This is a genomic window from Streptomyces sp. HD, assembly GCF_028369295.1.
GTDB lineage: Bacteria > Actinomycetota > Actinomycetes > Streptomycetales > Streptomycetaceae > Streptomyces.
Map to the genome: position 1 here is coordinate 64,666 of NZ_JAQMYP010000029.1, position 24,841 is coordinate 89,506.

18 protein-coding genes and 2 pseudogenes are annotated in these 24,841 nt (G+C 70.9%); 8 read left to right on the forward strand and 12 right to left on the reverse strand.

The window, feature by feature from the left end:
* Window positions 1–72 precede the first annotated feature (72 nt).
* Both POF73_RS26720 and POF73_RS26725 read right to left on the reverse strand, forming a co-directional pair.
* Window positions 73–438 carry a PH domain-containing protein gene (locus POF73_RS26720; RefSeq protein ID WP_194043638.1) on the reverse strand — a complete coding sequence of 122 codons (366 nt, stop codon included), beginning with the start codon at window positions 436–438 and terminating at the stop codon, window positions 73–75.
* Window positions 439–543: 105 nt separating this feature from the next.
* Complete coding sequence (locus POF73_RS26725) at window positions 544–1,020, reverse strand: hypothetical protein (RefSeq protein ID WP_272120348.1); 477 nt, start codon at window positions 1,018–1,020, stop codon at window positions 544–546.
* 316 nt (window positions 1,021–1,336) lie between these two features.
* Here POF73_RS26725 and POF73_RS26730 point away from each other — a divergent pair, with 316 nt between their 5' ends.
* Window positions 1,337–1,684: a DoxX family protein gene (locus POF73_RS26730; protein WP_272120350.1), complete on the forward strand. Its 348-nt coding sequence runs from the start codon at window positions 1,337–1,339 to the stop codon at window positions 1,682–1,684.
* Between the two features lie 120 nt (window positions 1,685–1,804).
* Window positions 1,805–2,035, forward strand: coding sequence for a hypothetical protein (locus POF73_RS26735; protein WP_272120352.1), 231 nt, complete (start codon window positions 1,805–1,807; stop codon window positions 2,033–2,035).
* A gap of 4 nt (window positions 2,036–2,039) precedes the next feature.
* On the opposite strand, the gene POF73_RS26740 is transcribed toward POF73_RS26735, so the two are convergent.
* From POF73_RS26740 to POF73_RS26750, 3 genes are all read right to left on the reverse strand, one after another.
* On the reverse strand, window positions 2,040–2,660 hold the full coding sequence (locus tag POF73_RS26740) for a DUF6082 family protein (protein ID WP_272120355.1): 621 nt from the start codon (window positions 2,658–2,660) through the stop codon (window positions 2,040–2,042).
* Between the two features lie 324 nt (window positions 2,661–2,984).
* On the reverse strand, window positions 2,985–4,694 hold the full coding sequence (gene metG, locus POF73_RS26745; RefSeq protein WP_272120357.1) for a methionine--tRNA ligase: 1,710 nt from the start codon (window positions 4,692–4,694) through the stop codon (window positions 2,985–2,987).
* A 201-nt stretch (window positions 4,695–4,895) separates the two neighbouring features.
* Entirely contained in the window at window positions 4,896–6,773 is a 1,878-nt protein-coding gene (locus tag POF73_RS26750) for a VWA domain-containing protein (protein WP_272120359.1), read from the reverse strand.
* A 275-nt stretch (window positions 6,774–7,048) separates the two neighbouring features.
* Here POF73_RS26750 and POF73_RS26755 point away from each other — a divergent pair, with 275 nt between their 5' ends.
* Entirely contained in the window at window positions 7,049–9,139 is a 2,091-nt protein-coding gene (locus tag POF73_RS26755) for a PhoX family protein (RefSeq protein ID WP_272120363.1), read from the forward strand.
* 66 nt (window positions 9,140–9,205) lie between these two features.
* Here the strand turns inward: POF73_RS26755 and POF73_RS26760 are convergent, their stop codons facing one another.
* On the reverse strand, window positions 9,206–10,150 hold the full coding sequence (locus POF73_RS26760; RefSeq protein WP_272120366.1) for a LysR family transcriptional regulator: 945 nt from the start codon (window positions 10,148–10,150) through the stop codon (window positions 9,206–9,208).
* Window positions 10,151–10,333: 183 nt separating this feature from the next.
* On the opposite strand from POF73_RS26760, the gene snpA reads away from it, so the two are divergent.
* Entirely contained in the window at window positions 10,334–10,987 is a 654-nt protein-coding gene (gene snpA / locus POF73_RS26765) for a snapalysin (RefSeq protein WP_272120457.1), read from the forward strand.
* A gap of 172 nt (window positions 10,988–11,159) precedes the next feature.
* On the opposite strand, the gene POF73_RS26770 is transcribed toward snpA, so the two are convergent.
* The 3 genes from POF73_RS26770 to POF73_RS26780 all read right to left on the reverse strand — a co-directional run bounded on the left by POF73_RS26770 (window position 11,160) and on the right by POF73_RS26780 (window position 15,540).
* On the reverse strand, window positions 11,160–13,103 hold the full coding sequence (locus POF73_RS26770; RefSeq protein WP_272120368.1) for an FUSC family protein: 1,944 nt from the start codon (window positions 13,101–13,103) through the stop codon (window positions 11,160–11,162).
* Window positions 13,104–13,321: 218 nt separating this feature from the next.
* The gene (locus POF73_RS26775) at window positions 13,322–14,329 is read right to left on the reverse strand and encodes an endonuclease/exonuclease/phosphatase family protein (RefSeq protein WP_272120370.1); all 1,008 of its coding nucleotides are present in this window, start codon (window positions 14,327–14,329) and stop codon (window positions 13,322–13,324) included.
* 428 nt (window positions 14,330–14,757) lie between these two features.
* On the reverse strand, window positions 14,758–15,540 hold the full coding sequence (locus POF73_RS26780; RefSeq protein WP_272120373.1) for an alpha/beta fold hydrolase: 783 nt from the start codon (window positions 15,538–15,540) through the stop codon (window positions 14,758–14,760).
* 75 nt (window positions 15,541–15,615) lie between these two features.
* Here POF73_RS26780 and POF73_RS26785 point away from each other — a divergent pair, with 75 nt between their 5' ends.
* Complete coding sequence (locus tag POF73_RS26785) at window positions 15,616–16,941, forward strand: aminotransferase-like domain-containing protein (RefSeq protein ID WP_272120375.1); 1,326 nt, start codon at window positions 15,616–15,618, stop codon at window positions 16,939–16,941.
* On the opposite strand, the gene POF73_RS26790 is transcribed toward POF73_RS26785, so the two are convergent.
* The gene (locus tag POF73_RS26790; protein ID WP_272120378.1) at window positions 16,856–17,776 is read right to left on the reverse strand and encodes a hypothetical protein; all 921 of its coding nucleotides are present in this window, start codon (window positions 17,774–17,776) and stop codon (window positions 16,856–16,858) included. The genes POF73_RS26785 and POF73_RS26790 overlap by 86 nt on opposite strands.
* Before the next feature lie 223 nt (window positions 17,777–17,999).
* Window positions 18,000–18,422, reverse strand: a complete 423-nt coding sequence (locus POF73_RS26795; RefSeq protein WP_272120381.1) for a hypothetical protein — start codon at window positions 18,420–18,422, stop codon at window positions 18,000–18,002.
* A gap of 122 nt (window positions 18,423–18,544) precedes the next feature.
* Here POF73_RS26795 and POF73_RS26800 point away from each other — a divergent pair, with 122 nt between their 5' ends.
* Both POF73_RS26800 and POF73_RS26810 read left to right on the forward strand, forming a co-directional pair.
* Window positions 18,545–19,720: a PP2C family protein-serine/threonine phosphatase gene (locus POF73_RS26800; protein WP_272120383.1), complete on the forward strand. Its 1,176-nt coding sequence runs from the start codon at window positions 18,545–18,547 to the stop codon at window positions 19,718–19,720.
* A gap of 1,878 nt (window positions 19,721–21,598) precedes the next feature.
* Window positions 21,599–22,024: pseudogene (locus POF73_RS26810) on the forward strand (hypothetical protein); the annotation flags it as partial.
* A 68-nt stretch (window positions 22,025–22,092) separates the two neighbouring features.
* Here the strand turns inward: POF73_RS26810 and POF73_RS26815 are convergent.
* A complete protein-coding gene (locus tag POF73_RS26815) occupies window positions 22,093–22,872 on the reverse strand; it encodes an NPP1 family protein (protein ID WP_272120385.1) in 780 nt (259 codons plus the stop codon).
* Window positions 22,873–23,346: 474 nt separating this feature from the next.
* Between POF73_RS26815 and POF73_RS26820 the strand changes: the two are divergent.
* Window positions 23,347–24,607 (forward strand): annotated as a pseudogene (locus tag POF73_RS26820) (RNA-guided endonuclease InsQ/TnpB family protein).
* The last annotated feature ends 234 nt before the right edge of the window (window positions 24,608–24,841 follow it).

Below are 24,841 nucleotides of genomic sequence, written 5' to 3' on the forward strand. Positions count from 1 at the left end.
TGCGCCGATTATGACGGCCCCGCCGAGGCGCGTGACCTCAACGGGGCCGGAGAGTGCGGCTGTCCGGGCTAGCTACCTCGCCACGAACTGCGTAAGGATCGCCTGCACCTCGTAGATGTCGACGCCCTTGGTGAACGTCTTCTCGATCGGCGTCGCCGAGCCGGACAGCCAGATCTTCAGCTCGGCGTCCAGGTCGAAGGTGCCCGCGGTCTCCACCGCGAAGTGCGTGATGCTGCGGTACGGGATGGAGTGGTACTCCACCTTCTTGCCCGTGATGCCCTGCTTGTCGACCAGGATCAGACGGCGGTCGGTGAACAGGATGGTGTCGCGTATCAGCAGGTACGCCGCGTGCACCTGCTCACCGTGGCCCAGCAGTCGCGCGTAGTCCTGCTGCGCCTGCCCCTGGTCGATGGTGTGCGCGTTTCCGAACAGTGCCATGGATGGATCCCCCCATTTGACGGCCTTGCGTGATCTTCAGCGATCTTCGCCATGTATAGCGTCTTGCGGCGTCCAGGCATAGAGGCGCAAGACAGGCGTAAACGATCAGGTGTCGTACGAACCGTCCCACGGCGCGCCGAACCCCAGGTTGTCGGGGTACAGCTCGGCCCAGGCCTCCCCCTCCTCCTCGTCCGTCACCAGGCCGAACAGCACGCCGTCGACAGTGAGTTGGAAGGGTCGTATCGCGATGTCCGTGTAGGTGCGCCGGGGGAGGCTGCGCAGCAGGGACGCCAGGTGGGCCCGGGCTCGGGCGAGGACCGAGTCGGGGCCGTGCGGGGAGCGCTGCTGTTCGGCCCAGGTTCCGGCGCACCAGATCTCCGAGTCGCGGTACCGGCCGTCGGCGTCGAAGGTGTGCAGGACCGAGTAGAGCCGTTTGTGCTCTTCCCAGCCGGAACCGAGGTCGAAGCCCTTGGGGAAGGCGTACGTGACCGACCCCATGAACTGCCCGTCCGCGTAATGGCCGATCGCCTCGGTACGGCCGTGCGGCTCGTAGGCGATCGGGATGACCTCTGGGACTGCCATGGCGGAAACCTTACGGTCGTCGCGGGGGGCATGGTGGCGGTGGGGTGGGATCGTTGCCAAGCGCATGGGCAACATCCGCGTGATGTCCCCGAGTTGGGCACCGATCGGCCAAAAGATTCACGGCAGCCTTTCAGATCTCCGTGACCGCAGAGGGGTCGGACACCCGCTCACGCTGCAGCTGCTGAGCGGCGACGGCCGGTGCCGGGGTGCTGTCCTGACGGGGGACGCGGAAATCTCGCAGTGCCGTCACATTCGCGCGGCGGGCGGCGTCAGGGAGGCAGTAAGCAGTAGAACCTCACTTGACCGGGAGTTTCCCATGCAGACCGCGTATGTCGTCGTCACCCTCGTCGCCGCCCTGATGGCCGGTTTCTCCGGCGCCGTCCTGCTGATGCGCGCCCAGTGGATCGTGCAGGCCCTCACCGACTACGGCGTTCCCCGGTCGTGGTGGACCTGGCTCGGGCTGGCCAAGGCAGCCGGGGCCGCGGGGCTGGTGGTCGGGCTGTTCGTGCCGGTGATCGGGGTGCTGGCCGGGGTGGGGCTGGTGCTGTACTTCCTGGGGGCCGCGGTGACCGTGGCGCGGGCCCGCTCGTACTCCCACATCCCGTTCCCGCTCGTCTACGCCGCTCCGGTGGTCGGCGCGCTGGCACTCGCGTACGCCGGCTGAGCCACAGCGCCCACCGGGGCCCGGAACCGCGCTCGTTCGGTTCCGGGCCCCTGGGCGTGCGCCTCTGCCACCCGGCTGGGTGATATCTGGTGGGGCCCTCGGGACCTAGGGTGTGCGGGCATGACGAGGATCACCAGACGGCTGGACACCCCGACGATGCGGTGTGTCACCGACAGCAACTGCCCTGCCGTGTTCGCGCTCTCCTCCGGTGACGTGGCGTTCATCGCGCGCGTTGCCCCCGAACTCCGTGACGCGCTGCCTTCCGGCTCTGGCGTGGGCGACGGAGAGGACCTTGTCGTGGTCCCGCGGGATGTCCTCATCAGCGCGGGATGGACCCCGCCGACCGGTTGATTCCTCAGCGCGGCTCGGCCAGGTCGCCCGCCCCCGGTCGCGCTGTAAGGGTCAGCAATTGCCGTTGATAGGCGATTTCGGCGGCGTCGTAGAACTGCCGCATCTTTCCCGCGTGCGGCGTGGCACAGTCACGGGCGGCACGCGTTCTTTCCCAGAATTCCCGCATCGTGGGGCTGCTGAAGATGTGGTACAGGTTGCTCGCGGATGCGTCGTCGTCGAGGTAGCCCAGCTCCCAGCACATGCACTGATGCGAAATGATGAGATTCGCGTACATGAATTGCCTGGTGAGACCCTCGGGAATATCCGGACCGTATAGCGGCCAGACTGCCCTCAGCAGGGGGTCGTCGAGTGCCATCTGGAGCAGTTGCCGATGCTGTTCGCGAATGGCGGCCTCGGCCACCCGGCGTGCTGTGTCGTGCTGGTTTTCGGCGACTTCGCGCTGCAATGCCAGTTCCGCACGCTGTGCCTCCAGCACTTCGCGTTGCATCCTGGATTCCTCGCCCTGTCGGTGAAAAGTGCGGGCGATATAGATGAGGACCACGACCGAAGTTGCTGCTGCGGCGGCGCCGAATGACTGGCCGGCGTTGCCGGTGGCGGTGGACTGAATTTCGGAGAAGCTCGTCAATAACAGTGTGAGCCCAATGGTCGCCGCGCACGAAGCGATTGTGATGGTGGCCAGAATCCAAGCTTCGCGAGCACGACGAGACCCTGCCATGGCACCCCCGATGGAAGACCCCCATTGTCGGCGGGTATGTCTTCGATTCACGGGCGTTATGCCCACGTCATCTGCGGGGAAAACAATGCACTGGAAGCAGGAAGGGGGCGCATAGTGGTACGGCGGTAATGCGGGGTGCGGGGTGAATGATTTCGTCCGGATTCCCCTGGGCCCGTTGGTGAACGTGGGAAACCAACGGGCCCTTCCTCATCCCTACTGCTCGGATTACTCGATCTACTCGCCGCCGAAGCGCTCCTTGTACGTCTCCAGGTCTTCGTCGGAAAGCTTCGCGAAGAGGACCGGCGGGACCGTGAAGGGGGTGCCGGCGGGGACGGAGGTCAGGGACTTCGCCTCGTCCGCGCTCACCCACGTGGCGGTGTCGTCGTTCAGGGCGAAGGCCTGGCGCATGGCGGCGGAAGTCGTCGGGATGAACGGTTCCGAGACCACGGCGTAGAGGTGGATCAGGTTCATCGCGGTCCGGAGGGTGAGGGCCGCGCCGTCCTTGTCGGTCTTGATCTCAAGCCAGGGGGCCTTCTCCTCCAGGTAGGAGTTGCCGGCCGACCACAGGGCGCGCAGGGCCGCCGCCGCCTTGCGGAACTGGAGGGCCTCCATGTGCCCCTCGTACTCGGCGAGCAGCTCGGCGATCTGCTCGCCCAGCTTCGCCTCCGCCTCACCGGGCGCGCCGCCCGCGGGGACGTCGTCGCCGAAACGCTTGCGGGAGAACGACAGGACGCGGTTGACGAAGTTGCCGAGGGTGTCGGCCAGGTCCTTGTTGACCGTGGCCGTGAAGTGCTCCCAGGTGAAGGACGAGTCGTCCGACTCCGGCGCGTTGGCGATCAGGAAGTAGCGCCAGTAGTCCGCCGGGAGGATCTCCAGGGCCTGGTCGGTGAAGACGCCGCGCTTCTGGGACGTGGAGAACTTCCCGCCGTAGTACGTCAGCCAGTTGAAGGCCTTGACGAAGTCGACCTTCTTCCACGGCTCGCGGATGCCGAGCTCGGTGGCCGGGAACATCACGGTGTGGAAGGGGACGTTGTCCTTCGCCATGAACTGCGTGTAGCGGACGTCGGTGTCGACGTCGTACCACCACGACTTCCAGTCGCGGTTCTCCGGGTCCTGGTCGGACCACTCCTTCGTCGCGCCGAGGTACTCGATCGGGGCGTCGAACCAGACGTAGAAGACCTTGCCCTCGGCCGCCAGCTCCGGCCAGGTGTCCGCCGGGACGGGGACGCCCCAGTCCAGGTCACGGGTGATCGCGCGGTCGTGCAGGCCCTCGGTCAGCCACTTGTGGGCGATGGAGGAGGCCAGGTGCGGCCAGACGCCGTCGTGGCGGGCCACCCACTCCATGACCTCGCGCTGCAGCTTGGACTGGAGCAGGAAGAGGTGCTTGGTCTCGCGGACCTCCAGGTCGGTGGAGCCGGAGATCGCCGAGCGGGGGTTGATCAGGTCGGTGGGGTCGAGTACGCGGGTGCAGTTCTCGCACTGGTCGCCGCGGGCCTTGTCGTAGCCGCAGTGGGGGCAGGTGCCCTCGACGTAGCGGTCCGGGAGGAAGCGGCCGTCGGCCGGGCTGTACACCTGGCGGATCGCCCGCTCCTCGATGAAGCCGTTCTCGTGCAGCTTGCGGGCGAAGTGCTGGGTGATCTCGACGTTCTGCGGGGAGGAGCTCCGGCCGAAGTAGTCGAAGGCCAGCGCGAAGCCGTCGTAGACCGCCTTCTGGGCGTCGTGTGCCTGTGCGCAGAAGTCCGCTACGGGGATGCCCTGCTCCTTCGCCGCCAGCTCGGCCGGGGTGCCGTGCTCGTCCGTCGCGCAGATGTACAGGACGTCGTGGCCGCGCTGGCGGAGGTACCGGGAGTACACGTCCGCCGGGAGCATGGACCCCACCATGTTGCCCAGGTGCTTGATTCCGTTGATGTACGGAAGGGCGCTGGTGATGAGGTGTCGAGCCATCGGGGGCTGCTCCCAGGTCGGGTCGGGCTGGTGGGCCTTCTTGGTGCTTTGCGAACCTTGAAATCGTAGCCGACATGGGTGGGCCGCCCGCCTCCCGTTTTGAGGGTTGGGAAGGGGCGGCCCGGGGTGTTGCGTGTGTGATCTTCGGTTGTGCGTGATCTTCGGTGGCGCGTGGTCCCTGGTGGTGCGTGGTCCTGGGGGTTACGGGCGCCAGTTCGCCAGGATGCCCTCGTAGAGCTCTGCGTCCGTCAGCTCGCGGGGGGTTTCGCCCGCCAGGAAGTGGGACGTGTTGTCCGTCTTGAGCTTGCGGAGGTAGTCGAAGGCCTTGTTCTCCGGGTCGCCGAAGGCGACGAAGGCGAAGTGCACGGAGGGGTGGGTCTTCGCGGCCTCGGTGAGGGCGTGGGTGGCGGGGGTCTTGGCGTCGGGGGCACCGTCGGTCTGGAAGACGACGAGGGCGGGGGCGGTGGGGTCGGCCGACTTCTGGTGCTGGGCGAGGACTTCTTCGACGGCCACGTGGTAGCTGGTGCGGCCCATGCGGCCGAGGGTGGCGTGGAGCTCGTCGATCTTGTTCTCGTGGTCGGTGAGGGTGAGTTCGCCGGTGCCGTCGAGTTCGGTGGAGAAGAAGACGACGCTGACCTTGGCCTCGGGGTCCAGGTGGGCGGCGAGGGCGAGGGTCTGCTCGCCGAGGGCCTGGGCCGAGCCGTCCTTGTAGTACGGGCGCATGGAGGCGGAGCGGTCGAGGACGAGGTAGACCTTGGCGTGGGTGGTGGTGAGGTTGTGGGTGGTGAGGGTGGTGGTGGCTGCGGTGTAGGCGGTCTTGAGTGCGCGGGGGATTTCGGGGGTGGCCTCGGCTTCGCCTTCGGCCTTTGTGTTCCCACCCGCACCACCCGTGCCGCTTTCGTCGTCGGCTGCGAGTGGCCCCTGTGCGGCGTCCTCGCCGTCGGCGGCCGCGGGTGCGGGCTCCGCGCCGGTCGGCTCCGCGACCTGCTCGGGGGCCGCCTCCGGAGCGACCTCGGCGACCGGCTCCGACTCAACGACCGGCTCCGACTCAAGGACCGTCTTCGGTTCAGCGACCGGCTCCGAGGACTGGGCGACCGTCTCCGGCTCGGCGGCCGTCTCCGGTTCGGAGGCCGTTTCCGCGGCGGCCACAACCGGCGCGGGCTCCTCAGCCACAGGCTCGGAAGCGGGCTCCTCGGCCACAGCCTCCTCGGCGACGGCCTCCTCGACCACTGACGTCTCCGCAGCAGGCTCCGCGACGACCGGCTCTTCGGCGACCGGCGTCTTCGCAGCAGCTTCCTCAGCGACCGGCTCTTCAGCGACCGGCGTCTTCGCAGCAGGCTCCTCGGCGGCCGGGGCCTCCGCGACGGCCGGTTCTTCGGCGACCGGCGTCTCCGCAGCAGGCTCCTCGGCGACCGGCGTCTCCGCAGTAGCCGCCTCTTCGGCGGCCGCCGTCTCCGCAGCAGCTTCCTCAGCGGCCGGTTCTTCGGCGACCGGCGTCTCCGCAGCGGGCTCCTCGGCGGCCGGGGCCCCCGCGACGGCCGGTTCTTCGGCGGCCGGCGTCTCCGCAGCGGGCTCCTCGGCGGCCGGCGTCTCCGCGACAACCGGCTCCTCAGCAACCGGCGTCTCCGCCACCACCTCCACCGGCTTAGCCGGCTTAGGCACCGTGACGTTGTCGAAGGCCGCCGAGACCAGATCGTGCTCGTCGGTGTCCTTCTCGGCCCGCGCGGTCGTCTCGGACGTCTCGGCGGACCCAGTAGCCCCAGTCGATCCAGTCGCCCCAGTCGCCCCAGTCGCCCCAGTCGAACCAGTCGATCCAGCCGTCCCCGCCGCCCCGGTCTCCCGGAGCCCCTCCGCCACCCGCGGCTCTGCCTCGCGCGGCTCCGTCACCCGCGGCTCCGCCTCGCGTGGCTCCGCCTCGCGCGGTTCCGGTACCTGGGCGGTAGCCGTCGGCTGGGGTTCCGGGGACGGTGACGGGACCGTCGGCTGCGGTTCCGGCGAAGGAGTCACACCCTCTGCTTCGGCGGTACGCCCCTTGCGTGACCGGCCGAACGCATTCCGCAGGAGAGTGAGAATGCCCATGTGCGCAACCCTTCGCGTGAGTTGATGCCCGTAGATCCCTGGCCAGGACGGACACGTAAGGTTAGCGGCCCCAGATGGTGATCTTGGGGAGGGGCTGCCACAGGGCCCCCGGTCCGTCAAGGGGCGCATCGAGCCGACTCCCGCCGCGGGCTCAACTGCCGTACATCTACCTCTGGTTCACCGGCCGTTCACCCACTCGCCCCGCTCCCGCACAAACGTGCCCCTACCGTCCCCCACGCTGCACTCAAGGGGAAGCAAGGGGAGAACAAAACGCCATGCGTATTCCGCTGCCGATCATCCGCACCAATAACAGTGACTCGCACCCTGGTGGGCGTTCTGCCCTGACCTGCCGGTTCCGGTGTGGTGACGCCTGTTTCCACGAGGTGCCGAACACCACCACGAACCCGTACGTGGGTGACGTCATCGCCGACGCCCTCAGCCGCCGTACGACGCTGCGCGCCGCCGCCGTAGTCTCCGCGGTCGCCGCCGTGGGCGCCACCGCCACCGTCAGCGCGCCGAAGGCAGACGCCGCCGAGGCCGCCGCCGGGGACGCCGCCGCGGCCGAGCGGACCGGCACCTTCGGGCGCGGTGCGCGTGGTCTGCGGTTCAGCCCCGTCGCGCCGAACACCGCCGACACCGTGACCGTCGCGGACGGCTACGCGCAGAACATCGTCATCAAGTGGGGCGAGCCCATCCTGCGCGGTGCCCCGGCCTTCGACCCGGACAACCAGACCGGTGAGTCGCAGTCCAAGCAGTTCGGGTACAACAACGACTTCCTCGCCCTGCTCCCCCTGCCCGGCGAGCGCAACCGGCAGGTGCTCGTCGCCAATCACGAGTACACCGATGAAGTGCTCATGTTCCGTGGCTACGACGCCGCCAACCCGACCAAGCAGCAGGTCGAGGTCGCCTGGGCCGCTCATGGGCTCTCCGCGGTCGTGGTGGAGGGGGACCGCAGGAGCGGGAAGCTGACCGCCGTGCCTCGCCACCCGCTGAACCGGCGCGTCACCGCCACCACCGAGTTCAAGGTCACCGGGCCCGCCGCCGGCTCCGACCTGCTGAAGACCTCCGCCGACCCGACCGGCACCAAGGTCCTCGGCACCCTCAACAACTGCTCCGGTGGCGTCACCCCGTGGGGCACCACGCTGCACGGCGAGGAGAACTTCAACCAGTACTTCGCCAACGCCACCCGGGCGACGGACAAGCGCTACGGCCTCGGCACCGGTGCGAGCGAGCGCAAGTGGGAGCGTTTCGACAAGCGCTTCGATGTGGCGCAGGAGCCCAATGAGCCGCACCGCTTCGGGTACGTCGTCGAGCTCGACCCGTACGACCCCACCTCCAAGCCGCGCAAGCACACCGCCGTCGGCCGGTTCAAGCACGAGGGCGCCACGGTCCGGCTGACCGAGGACGGCCGCCCCGTCGTCTACTCCGGTGACGACGAGCGCTTCGACTACTTCTACAAGTTCGTCAGCAGCAAGCGGATGAAGAAGGGGACGAGCCGGGCGGTGCGGGAGCACAACCTTTCGCTGCTCGACGAGGGGACCCTCTACGTCGCCAAGCTCACCGGTGACTCGCCCGCCATCGAGATCGACGGGACCGGCAAGCTGCCGTCCGACGGTGAGTTCGACGGCAGCGGCGAGTGGATTCCGCTGGCCACCGCCACCGCCGACGGTGCCGAATCGCACGTCGACGGCATGACGGCCGAGGAGGTCTTCGTCTTCACGCGGCTCGCCGGGGACAAGGTCGGCGCCACCAAGATGGACCGGCCCGAGGACATCGAGCCCAACCCGCACACCGGCAAGGTGTACGTCGCCCTCACCAACAACTCCAACCGTGGCAAGACCGGCTTCGCCGCCGCCGACGAGGCCAACCCGCGCAACAGCAACAAGCACGGCCAGATCCTGGAGCTCACCGAGCGCTGGAACCGCGCCGACAGCAAGAAGTTCGCCTGGACGCTGTTCCTGGTGGCCGGCGACCCGAACGACTCGGCCACCTACTTCGCCGGGTTCCCGAAGGACCAGGTCTCCCCGATCTCCTGCCCGGACAACGTCGCCTTCGACTCGTACGGCAACCTGTGGATCTCCACCGACGGCAACCAGCTCGGCTCGCACGACGGCCTCTTCGGGGTCGCCACGCGCGGTGAGCGGCGTGGTGAGCTCAAGCAGTTCCTGACGATGCCGAAGGGCGCGGAGACTTGCGGCCCGCTCGTCCAGGACCGCCGTGTGCTCGTGTCCGTGCAGCACCCGGGCGAGATCGACGGTGCCACCGCCGAGAAGCCGCTGAGCGCCTGGCCCGAGGGCGAGGGGAAGATCAACCGTCCGGCCGTCGTGGCGGTCTGGCGCAAGGACGGGTGCGACATCGGCGTCTGACGCCCACGGGCTCCGGGCTACGGGCTCCGGGCTCCGGGCTCCGGGCTCCGGGCTCCGGGCTCCGGGCTACGGAAGTGCTGGGACCGGCGGCTGCGGTTCACCGTCGCGTTCCAGCCACTCCCGGTACGCCGGTGCCTGCCGTGCCGCCTCCCAGTACGCCTCCTCCAGCGCGGGATAGACGTCGTCCAGGTCCGTCTCCGTACGGGCCGTGAGGAGGAGGCGTACGCCCAGCGGGTCGCCATGCAGGCGCCGTACCGCCATCGTGGGGCTGTCGGCGTGGGTCGGCTGGCAGACGGCGACCACCTCGCCGGTGGCGACCAGGGCGTCGGCCGTGTAGTAGTCGCCGTGCAGGACGTGCGGGTTGACGCCGGCCGCGCGGAACATCCGCTGCACGGCGTCCCACTCCCCGTCGACCGTCGGGTCGACCATCCAGCGGTCGTCGGCCAGGTCGGGGAGGGTGACCTCCGACTTCGCGGCGGCCGGGTGGTCGGTCGGCAGCGACACGAACTGCGGCTCGCGCTCCATCAGGACGCGTAGGCGGAGTTCGGGCGGTATGCGCAGGGGGCTGCCCTCCACCTCGTGCACGAAGGCCACGTCCAGCTGGCCGTCGGCGACCATGCGGAGCAGGGCGTTCGGGGAGACGTTCATATGGAGGTTGGGGTCCTGGCCCTGGCCGCGCAGCCGGCGCAGCCAGCCGGCGAGGGCCTTGCTCGCCGTCGAGCCGACGCGCAGCTGCGCACCGCCCGCGGCGGCCGCCCTCGCCTCGGCGACCAGGGCGCGCATATCGGCCACCAGCGGGCGGGCCCGGCTGAGGACCAGACGGCCCAGCGGGGTGGGGCGGCAGCCGGATCTCGCGCGCAGGAACAGCGCGCCGCCGAGTTCCTGCTCGATCCGTCGCAGTTGCGTACTCAACGATGGCTGGGCGACGCCCAGTTGGCGGGCGGCCCGGTGCAGACTGCCGGTGTCGGCTATGGCGCACAGTGCGCGGAGGTGTCTGACCTCAAGGTCCATCCCCCGGAGACTAAAGCGCAATCAAAGCTTTCACCAGCCTCACAAATCCCCTCGGATCACAGCCAATTGGGCACCCGATAGGGCTGGGCTATCACCGGTTGCCATCATCACAGCCGCCTCAGGGGCGCCGACACTCGCCTTGACGACTCACCCCCCACCTAGGAGTCATCAATGCGCAAGTCAATGGTCATGTCCATGTCCCTGTCCGCCCGTACGGCGGCGGCGGTCGGTCTCAGTGTCGCTGCTCTCGGCCTCGGTACGGCCGTTCCGGCGACGGCGGCTCCGGCCCACGCCGGCTACGTCGCCAAGTCCGCCGACTCCGACGCCGGCAAGGCCTTCTTCCAGGCCGTGCTGAAGTCGGTCGCCGAGAAGCGTGCCGCGAACCCGAGGGCCGCGGCCGTCACCGTCACCTACGACGCCTCCGCGGCGCCGACGTTCAGCGCCGAGATATCCCGCAGCACCCAGATATGGAACAGCTCGGTGTCCAACGTGAAGCTCCAGGAGGGCTCGAACGCCGACTTCACCTACCGCGAGGGCAACGACTCGCGCGGCTCGTACGCCTCGACCGACGGTCACGGCAAGGGCTACATCTTCCTCGACTACGCGCAGAACAAGGAGTACGACTCGACCCGTGTCACCGCACACGAGACGGGGCACGTGCTCGGTCTGCCGGACCACTACGAGGGGCCCTGCAGTGAGCTGATGTCGGGTGGCGGGCCTGGTCCGTCCTGCACGAACTCGCAGCCGGACGCCAACGAGAAGGCCAAGGTCGATCAGCTGTGGGCCAACGGGTTCGCTGCCGCGATGGACAAGGCCCTGGAGAAGGCCGGCCGCTAGCAGCGCCGGTGCGCTAGACCCACCCCCCACATGGCGCGGTCGCCCTCCTGCACGGGGCGGCCGCGTCAAGGTGTTTGAACGGTTCGCCCAATAGCTCGGGTGGTCTGCCTGGGGGCGGCTGCGGGTTGTCTGTGGTTGATCGCGCAGTTCCCCGCGCCCCTGAAGGTCGGATTCAGTGCGGGGACGTGATGGCGCGTGCCGCCGCTACCTCCTGGCGCAGGGGCTCCAGGACACTGTCCGCCGGGCCTGTGAGGTCGGTGCGGACCTCGTACAGGGTTTCCGCCTCCCGCACTCCTTGGGCCAATTCCCTCAGCTGGCGGGCCACTTGGGTCACCTCGGCCGTGGAGGGCGGGCTCGCGCCGTAGCGGACGCGTACCCGCGCCGCCGTCGTCGCGTCCACGATCCGCTCCACGGCGACCACCAGGGGCCACCACGCTGCCGCTCGGCGCCCGGTGGGCGGGGGTTCGGTCAGCGCTCGCTGGAACTCCGTACGAATGACGGACAGGTTCCGGTAGAGGCGGCGGCGCATACGGGCGCGGGCCGGGGGGTCCGCCGGGTCCGGGCCGAACGCGGCCTCCACATAGCGGGCCGTGTCGTCCACGGCGTCGGCCAGGCGGTCGCCGACCCTGGTGTGCCAGCTCTCCGGCCACAGCAGGTACCCGGCGAGGAGCGCGATCGCGCAGCCCAGCAGGGAGTCGACCAGGCGGGGCAGCAGGAGTGCGGTGCCCTCCTGGTTCAGGACGTCCGACAGGAGCAGGATCACCGGGGTGATGGCGGCCGTCTGGTAGCCGTACCCGCGCGGGGTGAACGCCGGGATCAGCGGTGCGAGCAGCATCAGCGTCGGTACGTCCGCCCAGCCGCGCGGCACCTGGGCGAGCACCGCCGCCGCGATCACCAGCCCGGCGACGGTGCCGAGGGCACGCAGCAGGGCGCGGGAGAAGACGGAGCCGAAGTCGGGCTTGAGGACGAAGGTGATGGTCAGGGTGACCCAGTAGGAACGGGGGACCGGGATGATCGACACCAGGATCTGGGCCAGGCCGATGCACAGGGCGAGGCGCAGGCCGTAGCGCCAGGAGGCGGCGGAGAGGGCGACGCTGCGGGCGGCGCGGGCGGTGCGGATGCCGAGCGCGGCCGGTCGGCCCAGGCGGTCGTCGATGCCGCGCGGGTCGACGTCCGGGACCGTGACCACCTCGGCGGCGTGGCGCAGGGCGTGGTCGAGGGCGCGGGCGGTCTCGGTGGTGGGGGTGGGCAGTTTCAGCCCTATCGGGCCCGTGTAGCCGGTCTCCACGGCCGAGGCGAGGTGCCGGACGGCCTCCGGGAGCCCGGGTGGGAGCGGGGTGCCGCCGAGGTGTGCGGCGGGGGCGGCCTCCACGACCGGGGTGATGGCGTTCAACTGGGCCAGCAGCCGGGTGAGTTCGGGGCTGCGGCCGTGGTGGCGGGCGCGGTGGGCGAGGACGGTGTCGTACGCCTGGTTCAGGGACTGGGTGACGGCGTGCCGGGCCTCGTCGTACGCCCGGGAGCCGCCGCCGACGGCCGTCAGCAGTTCGGCGACCGTACGGTAGGCGTCCGCGACGGCCTCGCGCTCCGGCACGCCCGACCGGAGAGGCCAGGCGAGCAGGGCGAGGACCAGGACGAGCAGGCCACCGCCGGACATCAGCAGCGGTGCCAGCCACCACTCGCCCGGCAACGGCAGCCCTGCCCCGATCGCGCAGGTCAGCAGCAGCAACAGCCCCGACACGGAGGCGACCGCGCCGATCGTCGAGATCATCCCGGAGACCAGCGCGACACCGGTGACGGCGACGACGGCGACCCAGCCGTGGCCGTACACCAGCGAGCCGAGGGTGACACCGACGGCGGCGAAGAGCTGGGGGACGGCGATGGTGGGGACGCGGCTGCGATAGGCGGCGGCGGTGTCACTGAGAACGCCGTTGAGTGCGCCCATGGAGGCGAGGGCACCGTATTCGGGCCGGCCGGTGGCGAGGCCGACGGCCAGGGGGAGGGCCAGCGCGATGGAGGCGCGGACCAGAGCCGGGCGGTTGACGGGGGCCGGCTGGGCCCGGAGGTTCCGCACCAGCCAGTCGGGAGGTGTGAGGCCGATGGGGAACTCGCGGGACATGCGCCCCATTATGAGAGCCTGCCCGCAAACCCCCGCCTGCGCCGCGGCGTCCGGCACGCACGCTCGCCGCGTTGCCGAACCGCCCACGTGGCTCCGCCACGCGGGCACTCCGGCGCCTTGCGATCGCACGCACCGGACGCCGCGGCGCCCGCCCTACGGGCGAACGACGGGGGTTTGCGGGCAGGCTCTCAGCACCCTTGTTCGGCTCGCCGTTCACCTCATCCGGGCTGGTGGAGGGTGACGTCGGCGAGCAGGGCCCGGTGGTCGGTGCCGGGGAGGGTGAGGAAGCGGGTGGTGCGGGTGGAGAAGTGCGGGGAGAGGAGTACGTGGTCGATCTGTACGCCGAAGGTCGGTGTGGTCCGGGCGGGCCAGCTGGGGGTGCGGTCGTGGCCGGTGAGGCGGGCGGCGTCGTGCAGGCCGGTGTCGAGGATGCGGCGGAAGGCGGCGTGGTCCTGGGAGGCGTTGAAGTCGCCGGCGAGGACGAGGGGGGTGCGGTCGGTGTCGGTGTCCGCGGCGAAGTCGCGTAGCTCGCGGAGCTCCCGGCGCCAGAGGTCGGTGCGGCCGGGCAGTGGCGGCATGGGGTGCGCCAGTTGCAGCCGTACGGCGTGGCCGCGCACGTCGGCGACGGCGCCGGGCATGGCCATGGTGCCCGGGACAGGGGCGGCGGAGGTGAGCGGGAAGCGGCTGAGGACGACCGAGCCCTTGGAGCCGTCGGCGATCTGGGCCGCCCGGTGCGGATAGTCGGTGCCGAGGGCTTCCCGAAGGGTGGCGTCGCAGGTGTGCTCGCATTCCTGGACGAACACGATGTCCGGCTTCTCGCGGCGGACCGTGGCGACCAGCGCCTCGGTCGCGTGCCCGAACTCGACGTTCGAGGTCAGCACCCGGAAGGATGCGACCGCGGTCCCGTCCGGATCGCCGATCTTCCCGTACGGCTCGATGTACCAGGCCAGCAGCCCGAGCAGTACGACGGCCCCCACGAGGCCGGTCCACCAGCGCGCGAACAGCGACAGCAGCAGCCCGACGCCCGTCGGCACGAGCAGCCAGGGCAGAAAGGCGAGAAGCTGTGGGACGGGGGTGAGCCCGTCGCTGTCGGCGACCCGGAACCCGACGGCCACCCCGACCCCGGCGAGCAACAGCCCGGCGAGCCAGGCCCCGAGCAGTCGGCCACAGCCCCGTCGCGCACGGGTATCGCCGACGCTCGTCCACTCGGCAGCCGCAGTGTCCAAGGCCCGGCCTTCCGCTCATGGGTGGGATGCCCGAATCATCCCTCAAAGACGTGGGTCGTGGGGTGAAGGTTGCGCGGCGAGCGGACCGGGAGGGGTCCCGACGGGGCGCGCCGATGATGAGCCGTCGCAACCGAGCCGGAACAAGTGGGACAGGGAGATCTGCGATGACACGCGTACAGGTCGACTGGCTGACCCTGGTGCTCGCCCCCCCTCGCCGTCATCGGCCTGGTCGTCGCCTTCACCGCGGCCCGCAAGGCGACCGGGCGAGGCGAGCCGATGCCCGGCTGGGGGAAGGCCGTCCAGGGGTGTCCATCGCGTTCGTGCTGCTCGTGGTCGTGCTGAACATGACGTCGAGCGGTTCGTAGACGGCGTGTCGACCAGGCGTCGATCCGCATCAGGTGTCGAGCCGCATCAGGTGTCGAGCCGCATCAGGCGTCGATCCCGGCCAGGAACTCCCTCAGCGCCTCGTTGAACTCCCCCGGCCGTTCCAGGTTCGGCATGTGGGCCGCTCCCTCGATCACCCGGAGGGTCGAGTTCGGGAGGGCCGTGTGCATGGCCTGTGCGTCGGAGACGGGGGTGTAGGCGTCGTCCTCGCCCACGACGACCAGGGCCGGGACCGTGACACGGGTCAGCAGGGTGCGGTAGTCGGGGCGTTCGGCGCGGCCGCGCAGGGCCGCCGCGGCGCCCTCGGGCGGGGTCGCCGTCATCATGCGGTGGACGTGGGCCTTGACCTGGGCGTCCGCGTACGGCGCGACCATCTTCTCCAGTACCTCGTCGGCGTATCCGCGCATGCCCTCGCGCAGCAGCCGGTCCGCCATGGCGCCCCGGGCCCGCTTGCCCTCGGCCGTTTCCGCCGCCGGGAAGGTGTCCGCTAGGACCAGGCCGCGGATGCGGTCGGGGAAGCGGTCGTAGCACTCCATGACGATCTGGCCGCCCATCGACAGGCCCGCCAGCACGAAGGTCTCCACCTTCAGGTCGTCCAGCAGGTCTTCGATGTCCGCGGCGAAGACGGAGAGCGGGGTGATGCCCGGCACGACCGGGGAGGCGCCGTAGCCGCGCAGGTCGGGGGCGATGACGCGGCGGGTGGTGGAGAACGCCTCGATCTGCGGGGACCACATCGTGCGGTCGAAGGGGTGGCCGTGGATGAGGACGAGTGGAGTCGATGACGCATCGGCGCCTCTTATATCCTCATATGCGAGGGAAGGGGTCATGTGAACGACCCTAGATCGGCCCAACTGCTCGGTGCAATAAGATCTTTGCCCTCGGTGCAATGTCAGGGGGAGCACGTGAACGACTATCGGCGCCTCGCCGACCGCATGGCCGACGACATCGCCGCCGGGCGGCTCAAGCCCGGTGAACGGCTGCCCCCGCAGCGCGTGTTCGCGCGGCGGCGCGGGATCGCCGGGTCGACGGCGGGGCGGGTGTACGCCGAGCTCGTGCGGCGCGGGCTGGTCGTCGGCGAGGTCGGCCGGGGCACCTTCGTGCGGGCCGCTCCGGCGGCGACCGGGCGGGCGCTCGTCGAGGCCGCGACCGCGGCGCCGGTCAACCTGGAGCTCAACTATCCTTCCGCGCCCGGCCAGTCGGAGCTGCTCGCCCCCGCCCTCGCCCCGCTGCTGCGCCCCGACGTCCTGACCGACGCCCTGCGCCCGGCTCCGGCCACGGGCACCGCGCCCGCCAGGGAGGCCGCGGCCACTCTCCTCGCCACCCCCGGTTGGCGCCCCGCGCCCGACCAGGTCCTGTTCACCGGCAACGCCCGCCAGGCCATCGCCGCCACCCTCGCCTCCCTCGTCCGGCCCGGCGGGCGCCTCGGGGTCGAGCCGCTGACGTATCCCCTGGTCAAGGAGATCGCCGCGCGGCTCGGCATCAGCCTGGTCGCGCTGGCGGCGGACGAGGGCGGGGTGCGTCCGGAGTCCATGGTCGCCCTGCATCGCGGCACCCCGCTGTCCGCGCTCTACCTCCAGCCGGCGCTGCACAATCCGACGTCCCTCACGACGGGCGCGGAGCGGATGCGTCAACTGGCCGACGCCGTCGGTGAGTTGAACATCCCCGTCGTCGAGGACCGCATCTGGTCCTTTCTCGCCGACCCGTCGCCCGACCCGCTGGCCGCCCGTGCGCCCGGCCTCACCCATGTCGTCGACGGCCTCTCCAAGCGGGTCGCCCCCGGGCTCACCGTCGGCTTCGTCGTCGTACCCGAGGAACGGGTCGAGGCGGTGGCGGCGGCCGTGCGGTCGGGTGGGTGGAGCGCGGGGCGGTTCGCGATGGAGGCGGCGGTGCGGTGGATCGGGGACGGCACGGTACGGCGGCTGGTCGCGGCGAAGCGGGCGGACGCCGGGCACCGGCAGCGCATCGTCGGCGAGGAACTGCGCGGATTCGCCGTACGGTCCGATCCGCGCGCCTGTTTCGCCTGGTGGGAGCTGCCCGCACCGTGGCGCGCGGACACCTTCACGGCAGCCGCGGCCGCGCACGGCATCGCCGTCACCCCCGGACCTGCCTTCGGGGTGGACCCCGGCCGGACCCCGGACGCCGTCAGGCTCGGGCTCGCGTCGGCCCCGGAGCCGGATCTGCGGTGGGCGCTGCGGACGCTCGCCGGCGTCGCGCGAGGAACTCCGTGAAACGGCAGGCCAGGGCCGCTGTCAGACCGAGGGCGATCAGCAGCCAGGACACCGAGCGCAGGGTGTGCGTCAGGGCGTCGTAGACCGCGCCCCCGGCCGGGCGGTGGGCCGCCTCGGGCAGGTCGGCCAGTGTGAGCCGGCGGCCGATCGCCACCGCGAGCAGCAGGAACGCGCCGCCGAGCGCCGTGCCCAGCGCGGTCGCCGTGACCGCGCGGCGGCGGCAGGCGGCGACCGCGATGCCGGTCGCGGCGAGGACGGCGGCGGACACCGGCAGCCAGAAACCGGCGACTTCGAGCACCTGATACCCCTTCCTGAGCCGGTCCAGCTCCTGGGCCGGGAGCACCGGGACCGCGGTGTGCTCGACCGGGATGCGCTGCGCCAACGGGACGTTGTCGTCGGCGAGTTGGCGTTTGACCTTGGCGGTGACCGGGGCGAGGTCGACGGTGACCGTACGGTCGCGCCCGTCCTGAAGGGCCCTCAGCACCGCGTCGTGGACCGCTCTGTTGCCCGCGTCCCACGCCGTGCGGAAGGCCTCGGTCCGGGTGAACGAGCGCACCGCGTCGTAGACGAAGGGCCGCACCGCGCCCCGCTCGTCACGGGCGCCGAGTTCGTGGTCGAGCCGGGGCGCCACCTCGTGCACGATCCCGGCCCCGACGGTGTCCGCCACCGCGCCCTGCACCGCCGGATCCGCGGCCAGCGGCGCCATCGCGGTCACATAGCGGCCGGTGTCCGCGAGCCCGTACGTCACCCAGGCCGCCAGCGCGCCGAACGGCACCAGCAGGCACGACAGCGCGATCAGCGCTGCCGACAGGGCGTTCCGCAGACGGGTGGGCACCCTTCCAGGCAAGGGTCACGGGGCCGGGACCGCCAGCGCTGTGCCTGCATACGGCGGCACGGTTCCGCTCTCCGGTGGAGCGTTCACCCGAACGGGTGTCTCATGGATCAGGGGAAGCCAGGAGCCCCTGCGGTGCACGACCCCGTGGGTGGATGAAGGGGAACGGGTCGGCCCCGGCGCCGAGGTGGCCGGGGCCGATCCGTGAGCCCGTCACGTGCCTCCGTCACCCGGTGCGGTGGCCCTCGGCGTCCTCGTGCGTGTAGTAGCGGTAGAACAGCACGAGGAAGGAGACCGCCCCGACCGCCAGCCCCATCGCCGCGGACTTGAGGACGGTGTTGCCGCTCTGGCTGTACAGGAACCCGAATCCGCCGCCCACGAAGGCGGCCCACAGGATCGCGTGCACCTCGCGGATGGAGCGCGAGGCGATCTCGCGTACGGCGACGTAGAGCACCATGAACGCGATCGCGGTGACGAAGCCGAAGAGCAGGTTCCAGCCGGTGATCTCGCCGCCGGAGCGCCGGTTCGCCGCGGCCCAGTAGCCGTAGATCAGACCGAGGACGACCGGTACGGCGACGCTCGCGATGCGGTGCGTCCGCTGACTGAAGACGTCGGGCAGGGAACCCGACGCGGGTGCCGCATGAGCCATGAGAGCACTCCTCTCTCTCCTCGCCCCCGCCAACAAGGGCACACCTGAGGGGGCTGCCTGGCAAGTCGGCGGTCACGGGTACCCGGATGCGGCGTACTGAACGTCGTGCTTGTCTGAGGCGCATGAGGGCCGTCAGCGACGGTGGGGCCAGCCCGGTGGGCGGCGCGCGCCCGCCTCAGCTGCTGCGCGTGCGCGGCCGCAGTGTCGCCTGGGTACCGCCGCTGCTGCTGCTCGTCGGCATCGTGGCGGTCGACTTCCGGACCAGCAGCGACTTCCGGATCCTGTCCTGGATCGTGCTGGTGCCCGGTATCGCCGCCGCGATCTGCGGGGTGTGGGGGACGGCCGTGTACGCGGTGCTCGCGCCCGCCACCTACCTCGCCGCGGACGCCGTCCTGCCGCACGAGTACGAGGCCGGCCTGCCCGACCTCGTACTCGCCGGCATCGGCGGCGTCCTCGCCACGCTGGCCTGTGTGGTCCGGGTGCGCGGCGAGCAGCGCATGCTGCACATGCAGGACGTCGCCGAGACGATCCGCCGCACCGTGCTGCGCCCGCTGCCGCCGGGCTGGGGCGGCCTGGACCACGCGGCCGTGTATCTGTCCGCCGACAGCGAGGCCAGGGTCGGCGGCGACTTCTACGACATCCAGACCGGCCTGCACGGCACCCGCGTCATCCTCGGCGACGTCCAGGGCAAGGGGCTCGGCGCGGTGGAGGCGGCGGCCGCGCTGCTCGGCACGTTCCGGGAGGCCGCCTATCACGAGGCGGACCTGACGGCGGTCGCGCTGCGGCTTGAGGTGCGGATGCAGCGGCACATCCGGCTGCGTACGGCGCTGGGCCGGGAGGAGGGCGACCGGTTCGCCACCGCCGTACTGCTCGGCTTCCCCGAGGAGCGGCCGGGCACGATGGACGCCGTCGTCCTCGGCCACGACGCCCCGCTGGTGGTCGGCCCCGCCGGCGTACGGCCCCTGCCGCCCGGCCACGGCCTGCCCCTCGGCTACGGCGAACTCGTCCCCGCCGACGGTCCGCCACCGGTGCTGCGGGTGCCGCTCGCCCCCGGCGAGACGCTGCTGCTGACCACGGACGGCGTGACCGAGGCCCGGGACGACGGCGGCACCTTCTACCCGCTCACCGCCGAGGTCACCGAGGCCGTCGCCGCCGACCCCGCCATCGCCCGCCCCGCCCGCCTGGTCGCCTTCGTCCGGGAGCGGACGCTGCGCCACTGCGGCGGGCACCTCGCCGACGACACGACGGTGTTCGCGGTGCGGAGGAGAGGGGGTGCGGGCACTGAGGTGGGGGACTGAGGGGAACGAGGTGGAGGACTGGGGTGGGGAGAGGGACGGGGGCCTGGGGTGGGGCGAGGGATGGGGGCCGAGGTGAGGAATTGACGTGGGAATGCGGTGGGGAATGGGGGCGGAATCGGGCGTAAACAGTCCTGAGATCCCGCTTTGCAGCCGCAGCGGTTACGGTGCTGCCGTACGTGATCGACGGGGGATGGGGAGGGACCGATGCCCGGAACCGTGCTGCTGCTGGCCGCCGCGCCGGCGGGCAAGGGCTGTCTGGTGGACGCCGCCTCCGTGCTCCCCGTCCTCGCCGCGGTGCCGCCCACGGTGCTGTCCGGCACGGACACGGCGAACGTCGTGGAGCTCGCCGACCCCCTGGAACCGCAGGCCGTCCTCACCCGCCTGCGCGCCGCCGCGGCCGCTCCCGCCCCGCTCACGGTCTTCGTCGCGGGCCAGCTCCACCTGGACCGCCGCCAGCACCTGCCGCACCTGGCGCTGGCCCGGACCACCGCGTCGACGGTCCGCTACACCGGCTTTCCCTGGCACTGGTTCCGCGAGGAACTCCGCCTGCGCGCACCGGGCTCGACGACGCTCCTCCTCGACCTGCACGCCGACCCCGAGACCTGGGAGTGGCTGCGCACCAACCCCCTCGACTCGGGCCGCAACAACGCGGTCTACGGCCGTATCGCCCCGCCGCCGAGCCGCCGTACGGTGGCGGGCCCGGCGTACATGAAGGCAGTGGCGACCCTGCTGCGCAGCGGCCACCGCCCACCCCTGGAGCAGCTCCACCAACAGGCACTGTCCCGGATCTCCCCCGACGCCGGCGTAGGCACCGACATCATCCTGACGGCCCAGGCCCCCGCCCAGATGCCCCCACAGACCCCCGCCGCCCAGCCCCCGCACCAGAGCCCGCTGCAACTCCGCCCCCACAACGCCGTACAGGTGCCGGGGCCGGCCACTGCGCCGGTTGGCGGGCCGACCGGTGGGCTGCTTGGCGGGCCGGCCGGGGAGCCGGCCGGAGCGCCGGTCACCGGGCCGCTCGGAGGGCCTGTAGCGGTGCCGGTCGGGAGCTCGGTCGCGAGCTCGGTCGGGGGGCAGCCTCCCGCGCAGGCCTCGCCACAGCTGCCGCCGGAGGTACCCGGGCCGATGGCGGCGCCGGGCGCGTCGCGGCTTTCGCCGGAGTTGCCGCCGGAGGCACCAGCACCGCTCCCGGCCCAGGTTCCCGAGCCCATCCGGGCACAGAAGCCCGAGCCCGTCCGGGCACATGACCCCGCCCCGATTCGGGCACAGGCTCCCGCGCCGATCCCGGCCCAGGTTCCCGAGCCCATCCGGGCACAGACGCCTGAGCCCAGCCGGGCACATGTCCCCACGTCGGTTCGGGCACAGGCTCCCGCGCCGATCCCGGTACGGGACCCCGAGTCGATCCCGGTACAGGACCCCACGCTGGTCCTGACGAAGCTGTCTCCGCAGAGCGCCACACCGGCTGCGACGCAGGAGACCACGCCAAGCCCTGCGCTGAGCCCGGAGCCGGGTCCCGCGCCAAGCCCTGCGTCGAGCTCCGCGCCAAGTCCGGAGCCGAGCTCCGCGCCAAGTCCGGAGCCGAGCTCCGTGTCGAGCCCGGAGTCGAGCTCCGTGCCGAATCGTGCGTCGAGCCTCGTGCCGAACCCTGTGCTCAGCACAGAGCCGGGTCCCGCCCCAAGCCCCGCGTCGAACCCTGCGCCGAGCTCTCCGCCGAGCCCCGAGTTGAGCCCCGCGCCGCGCCCCGCGCCAAGCCCCGCGCAGGTTCTTCCGCCGATGCCTGCGCACAGGCCCTCGTCGTCCCCGGCACAAGGTTCCGTGCCGGCCCCGGCCCAAAGTGCTGCCACCGCCTCGGATCGGCTCCCCGTTCTGAGCCCCGTGCCGGCCGATCCGCATGCTCATATTGCCGCTGCCGTCGAGTCGGGGCGGCACAGTGAGGCCGAGGTGTTGGCCGCTCATCATGAGCAGGCCGCTCTGCGTACCCACGGGCCCGCCTCCGAGGAGGCGCTGCACTGGATCGAGGTGCGGGCGGATCTGGCGATGCTGGCGGGCGACCCGGTGCGGAGTTGTCGTACCTGGCTGACGGTCGCCTCGGCGCGGCTGTCCGCCGGGCAGGCGGTGGACGCGGCCGCGGTGGAGGCGGCAGTGGACCGGGCCCACCACCAGTGGGGGCAGATCCGGGACACCGCCCCCGCCCGTGAACTCGGCGCCGTGCTCGCGGAGCTGCGGGGCCGGGTGCCCGGACGGCGGCGGGGTGCTCTGGAGAACGTCCTTCGGCAGCTGCGGCAGTTGCAGACGCAGAGCTGACGGGGAAGCCCCCGGCGGGACAGGGGGGAAGTGTCCCCGCCGGGGGCGGCTCGGTGTCGGTCCGGGTGTCAGAACGCGGGGACCTGGGAGGGCCGGGCCTTGTTGATGTTGCTGATGAGGTTGTTGGTCAGCGGGAAGTTGGCCCTGCCCCACTGGGAATTCCACAGGGCGTTGCGCGGCGTCTGGTCCATCTGCTCCATGGTGACCAGGGCCGGGGTGTCCCAGTGGTTGCCCGGGCCCCAGGCCTCCGTGTCCTCGCCCCACTTGGCGAAGCGGAAGGCGTGCGTGCTCGCGCCGTCCTTGTGGTAGACGATCTTGACGTGGTTGCCGTCCATCGGCACCTCGTTGATCGGGTGGGTGCTGTAGCCGCCGTGCCGGGAGGCGGCCAGGTACCGGGGGCGCTCCTCGCCCTGCTTCTGGAAGACCACGACGGACTCCCAGTCGTGGCGGTGCCCGAAGGCGTCGGCGCCGTTGAGCGTCTGGTCCTTCTCGAAGTAGAGCGCGTAGACGTAGGCGCACCAGCCGTTCCTGCACAGGGACTGCGAGTACGTGTTGGCTCTGCCGAGGTGGCCGTCCCGGCAGTCGCCGGTGATCGGGCCGCTGGGCTTGAGGCCGCCGTTGAGGTTGCCGCCCGCGTCCACCGCCGCCGCGGGGAAGCAGCCGTCCCCGTCGTAGTCGAACAGCGGCATGTACTTGTTCTGGAAGGTGCTCGCGTTCCACGGCAGCGGGTTCAGGACGCCCGCACTGGCGCTGCCGGTCAGACCGACGGTCAGGGCGGCGGCGCTGCCCAGGACGAGGGCGGCCTGGGCGAGGCGGGACCGTCGGCGGGGCGTGGCTGTCTGCGACATGTGGGTGCTCCGGTGATGGTTCGTTCTGCCGGGAGTCCGGCGGTTCGAGACCGAGACTGGAGCGCGGAGAATTGATCGGCGGCATGTTCTGAACAGGGCGATCAATCGTCCTCGGCGTTTCGGAGGGATGTTCCTCGCGGCGTCAACACCCGTCCCTCTCGCGCCGTTTGCCGTTCACCTCACGTTGTGCCGCGGCCTTGCCGTCACCTGATTCTTGCGAGGATGCCCCGGCGTTCACGCCGGGAGGAATCGCATCCCGTGACGGCGAGGCGGAGCGTCGCTGTGTCCGGTCTCCTGGGGGGCGGAGCGCCCGCAGAGCCGCCGACGGAGCCGAAATGCGAACGGGTGTGCCCGTGTTCGCTGGTTGGGGTGGCTTTGCCGTAGCGGGGGTACGGGTGTGCGCATGTCGCACGTACGGTCTCATCGTGGAAGCTGGGGTGATCAGGCGGGACGCCATTGTGGGAGGGGGATGTCGTGTCGGGGGTGAAGGAGGCCGGGGACGCCGGGCATGCCCGGTGGACGTTCCGGCTGCGCGTGTCGTCGACCGCCGAGCGTGCGCTGCTGGCGGAGTGGGACCGGTGCCGGTGGATCTGGAACGAGTCCGTCGCCAAGTCCAGGCAGACGCACCTGTGGAACATGAACCGCCCCGAAGGTACGGACAAGGCGACGTGCGGTCCGGCCCGGCTGGATGCGATGCTGACCGAAGCCCGCGCGAAGACGCCGTGGCTGCGTGAGGGCTCATCGGTTCCCCAGCAGCAGATCATCCGCGACTTCGGCAAGTCCCGCGCGAAGGCGCACAAGGACATCCGCGAACGTCTGCCGCAGCATCGCCGGTCGGGGATGCCGAAGTACAAGAAGAAGCGTGAGGCCGACCCGAGCCTGAACTACACCAAGCGAGGCTTCCGGCTGAAGGACGGCCGTCTGCACCTCGCCGGGAACATCACCCTGACGGTCGTGTGATCGCGGGATCTTCTCGCCGAACCGTCCTCGGTGCGCGTGTACCGCGACAGCCTCGGGCACTGGTACGCCTCGTTCGTCGTGCCTGCCGAAGTCCAGCCGCTGCCCGCCACCGGCCGAGTGATCGGGATCGACTGGGGCGTGAAGGAGACCGCGACCACCACCAGCGACCCCCACGACCTCCCCCACGCCCGGCACGGCAGGAAAGCCCAGGCGAAGCTGACTCGATACGACCGCATGATGGCCCGCCGCGAACCCGCCAAAGGACAGGCCGCGTCGAAGGGCTACCGGGAGGCGAGGAAGTGGCGGGCGAAGACGTACCAAAAGATCGCCCGGCAGCGGCAGGACACCGGACGCAAGTGGGCAAAGAAGGTCGTGCGCGACCACGACGCGTTGGCCGTCGAAGACTTCAAGCCCAAGTTCCTCGCGAAGTCGACCATGGCGAGGAAGGCCGCCGATGCCGCCATCGGCGCCACCAAGAAGGCCCTTTTGGAGATGGCCCGCAAGCACGGCAGGATCGTGCACCTGGTCCATCCCGCGCACACCACGATGGACTGCGCGCAGTGCGGAGCGAGAACCAAGCACGCTCCCCCACTGCCTTAAGGGCGTGGGGGACCCCCATCCACTTTCGGAACGAACGTACGCCTGCACCGCGTGCGGAGCCGTCTCGCCCAGAGACAAGAACTCCGCTCGCGTGATGCTGGCCCGGGCTGGTCTCATCCCGGCTGGTGCTGATGGCGCAAGACCTGGCGGGACGCTGTTCCGCCAGGCAGCCTGAGCCAGGAATCCCCTTCCTGAGCGCAAGCGAAGGGAGGGGAGGAATCAAACTCGAACCAGACGGTCTCTTAGGAGAGTTCGGAGAGTTTGTCCACAGCTGTGGACAACGGCGGGCACGGACACCCGTCGGTGACCTGGACACGCAGTCCCCGCCCCCGCCCCTCCGGCTGTCGCAGGATCAGCACCGCGGCACGCCAGTCGGGACAGTGGCGTACGACGTTGGCGGCGGCGGCGA

Excerpts from the sequence above, each read along its gene's own strand:
- POF73_RS26760 (WP_272120366.1), bottom strand. The coding sequence starts at position 10,150 with ATGGACCTTGAGGTCAGACACCTCCGCGCACTGTGCGCCATAGCCGAC.
- metG (WP_272120357.1), bottom strand. The coding sequence starts at position 4,694 with ATGGCTCGACACCTCATCACCAGCGCCCTTCCGTACATCAACGGAATC.
- POF73_RS26755 (WP_272120363.1), top strand. The coding sequence starts at position 7,049 with ATGCGTATTCCGCTGCCGATCATCCGCACCAATAACAGTGACTCGCAC.
- snpA (WP_272120457.1), top strand. The coding sequence starts at position 10,334 with ATGGTCATGTCCATGTCCCTGTCCGCCCGTACGGCGGCGGCGGTCGGT.
- POF73_RS26730 (WP_272120350.1), top strand. The coding sequence starts at position 1,337 with ATGCAGACCGCGTATGTCGTCGTCACCCTCGTCGCCGCCCTGATGGCC.
- POF73_RS26800 (WP_272120383.1), top strand. The coding sequence starts at position 18,545 with ATGAGGGCCGTCAGCGACGGTGGGGCCAGCCCGGTGGGCGGCGCGCGC.
- POF73_RS26770 (WP_272120368.1), bottom strand. The coding sequence starts at position 13,103 with ATGTCCCGCGAGTTCCCCATCGGCCTCACACCTCCCGACTGGCTGGTG.
- POF73_RS26720 (WP_194043638.1), bottom strand. The coding sequence starts at position 438 with ATGGCACTGTTCGGAAACGCGCACACCATCGACCAGGGGCAGGCGCAG.
- POF73_RS26735 (WP_272120352.1), top strand. The coding sequence starts at position 1,805 with ATGACGAGGATCACCAGACGGCTGGACACCCCGACGATGCGGTGTGTC.
- POF73_RS26815 (WP_272120385.1), bottom strand. The coding sequence starts at position 22,872 with ATGTCGCAGACAGCCACGCCCCGCCGACGGTCCCGCCTCGCCCAGGCC.
- POF73_RS26725 (WP_272120348.1), bottom strand. The coding sequence starts at position 1,020 with ATGGCAGTCCCAGAGGTCATCCCGATCGCCTACGAGCCGCACGGCCGT.
- POF73_RS26780 (WP_272120373.1), bottom strand. The coding sequence starts at position 15,540 with ATGACCCCTTCCCTCGCATATGAGGATATAAGAGGCGCCGATGCGTCA.
- POF73_RS26750 (WP_272120359.1), bottom strand. The coding sequence starts at position 6,773 with ATGGGCATTCTCACTCTCCTGCGGAATGCGTTCGGCCGGTCACGCAAG.
- POF73_RS26795 (WP_272120381.1), bottom strand. The coding sequence starts at position 18,422 with ATGGCTCATGCGGCACCCGCGTCGGGTTCCCTGCCCGACGTCTTCAGT.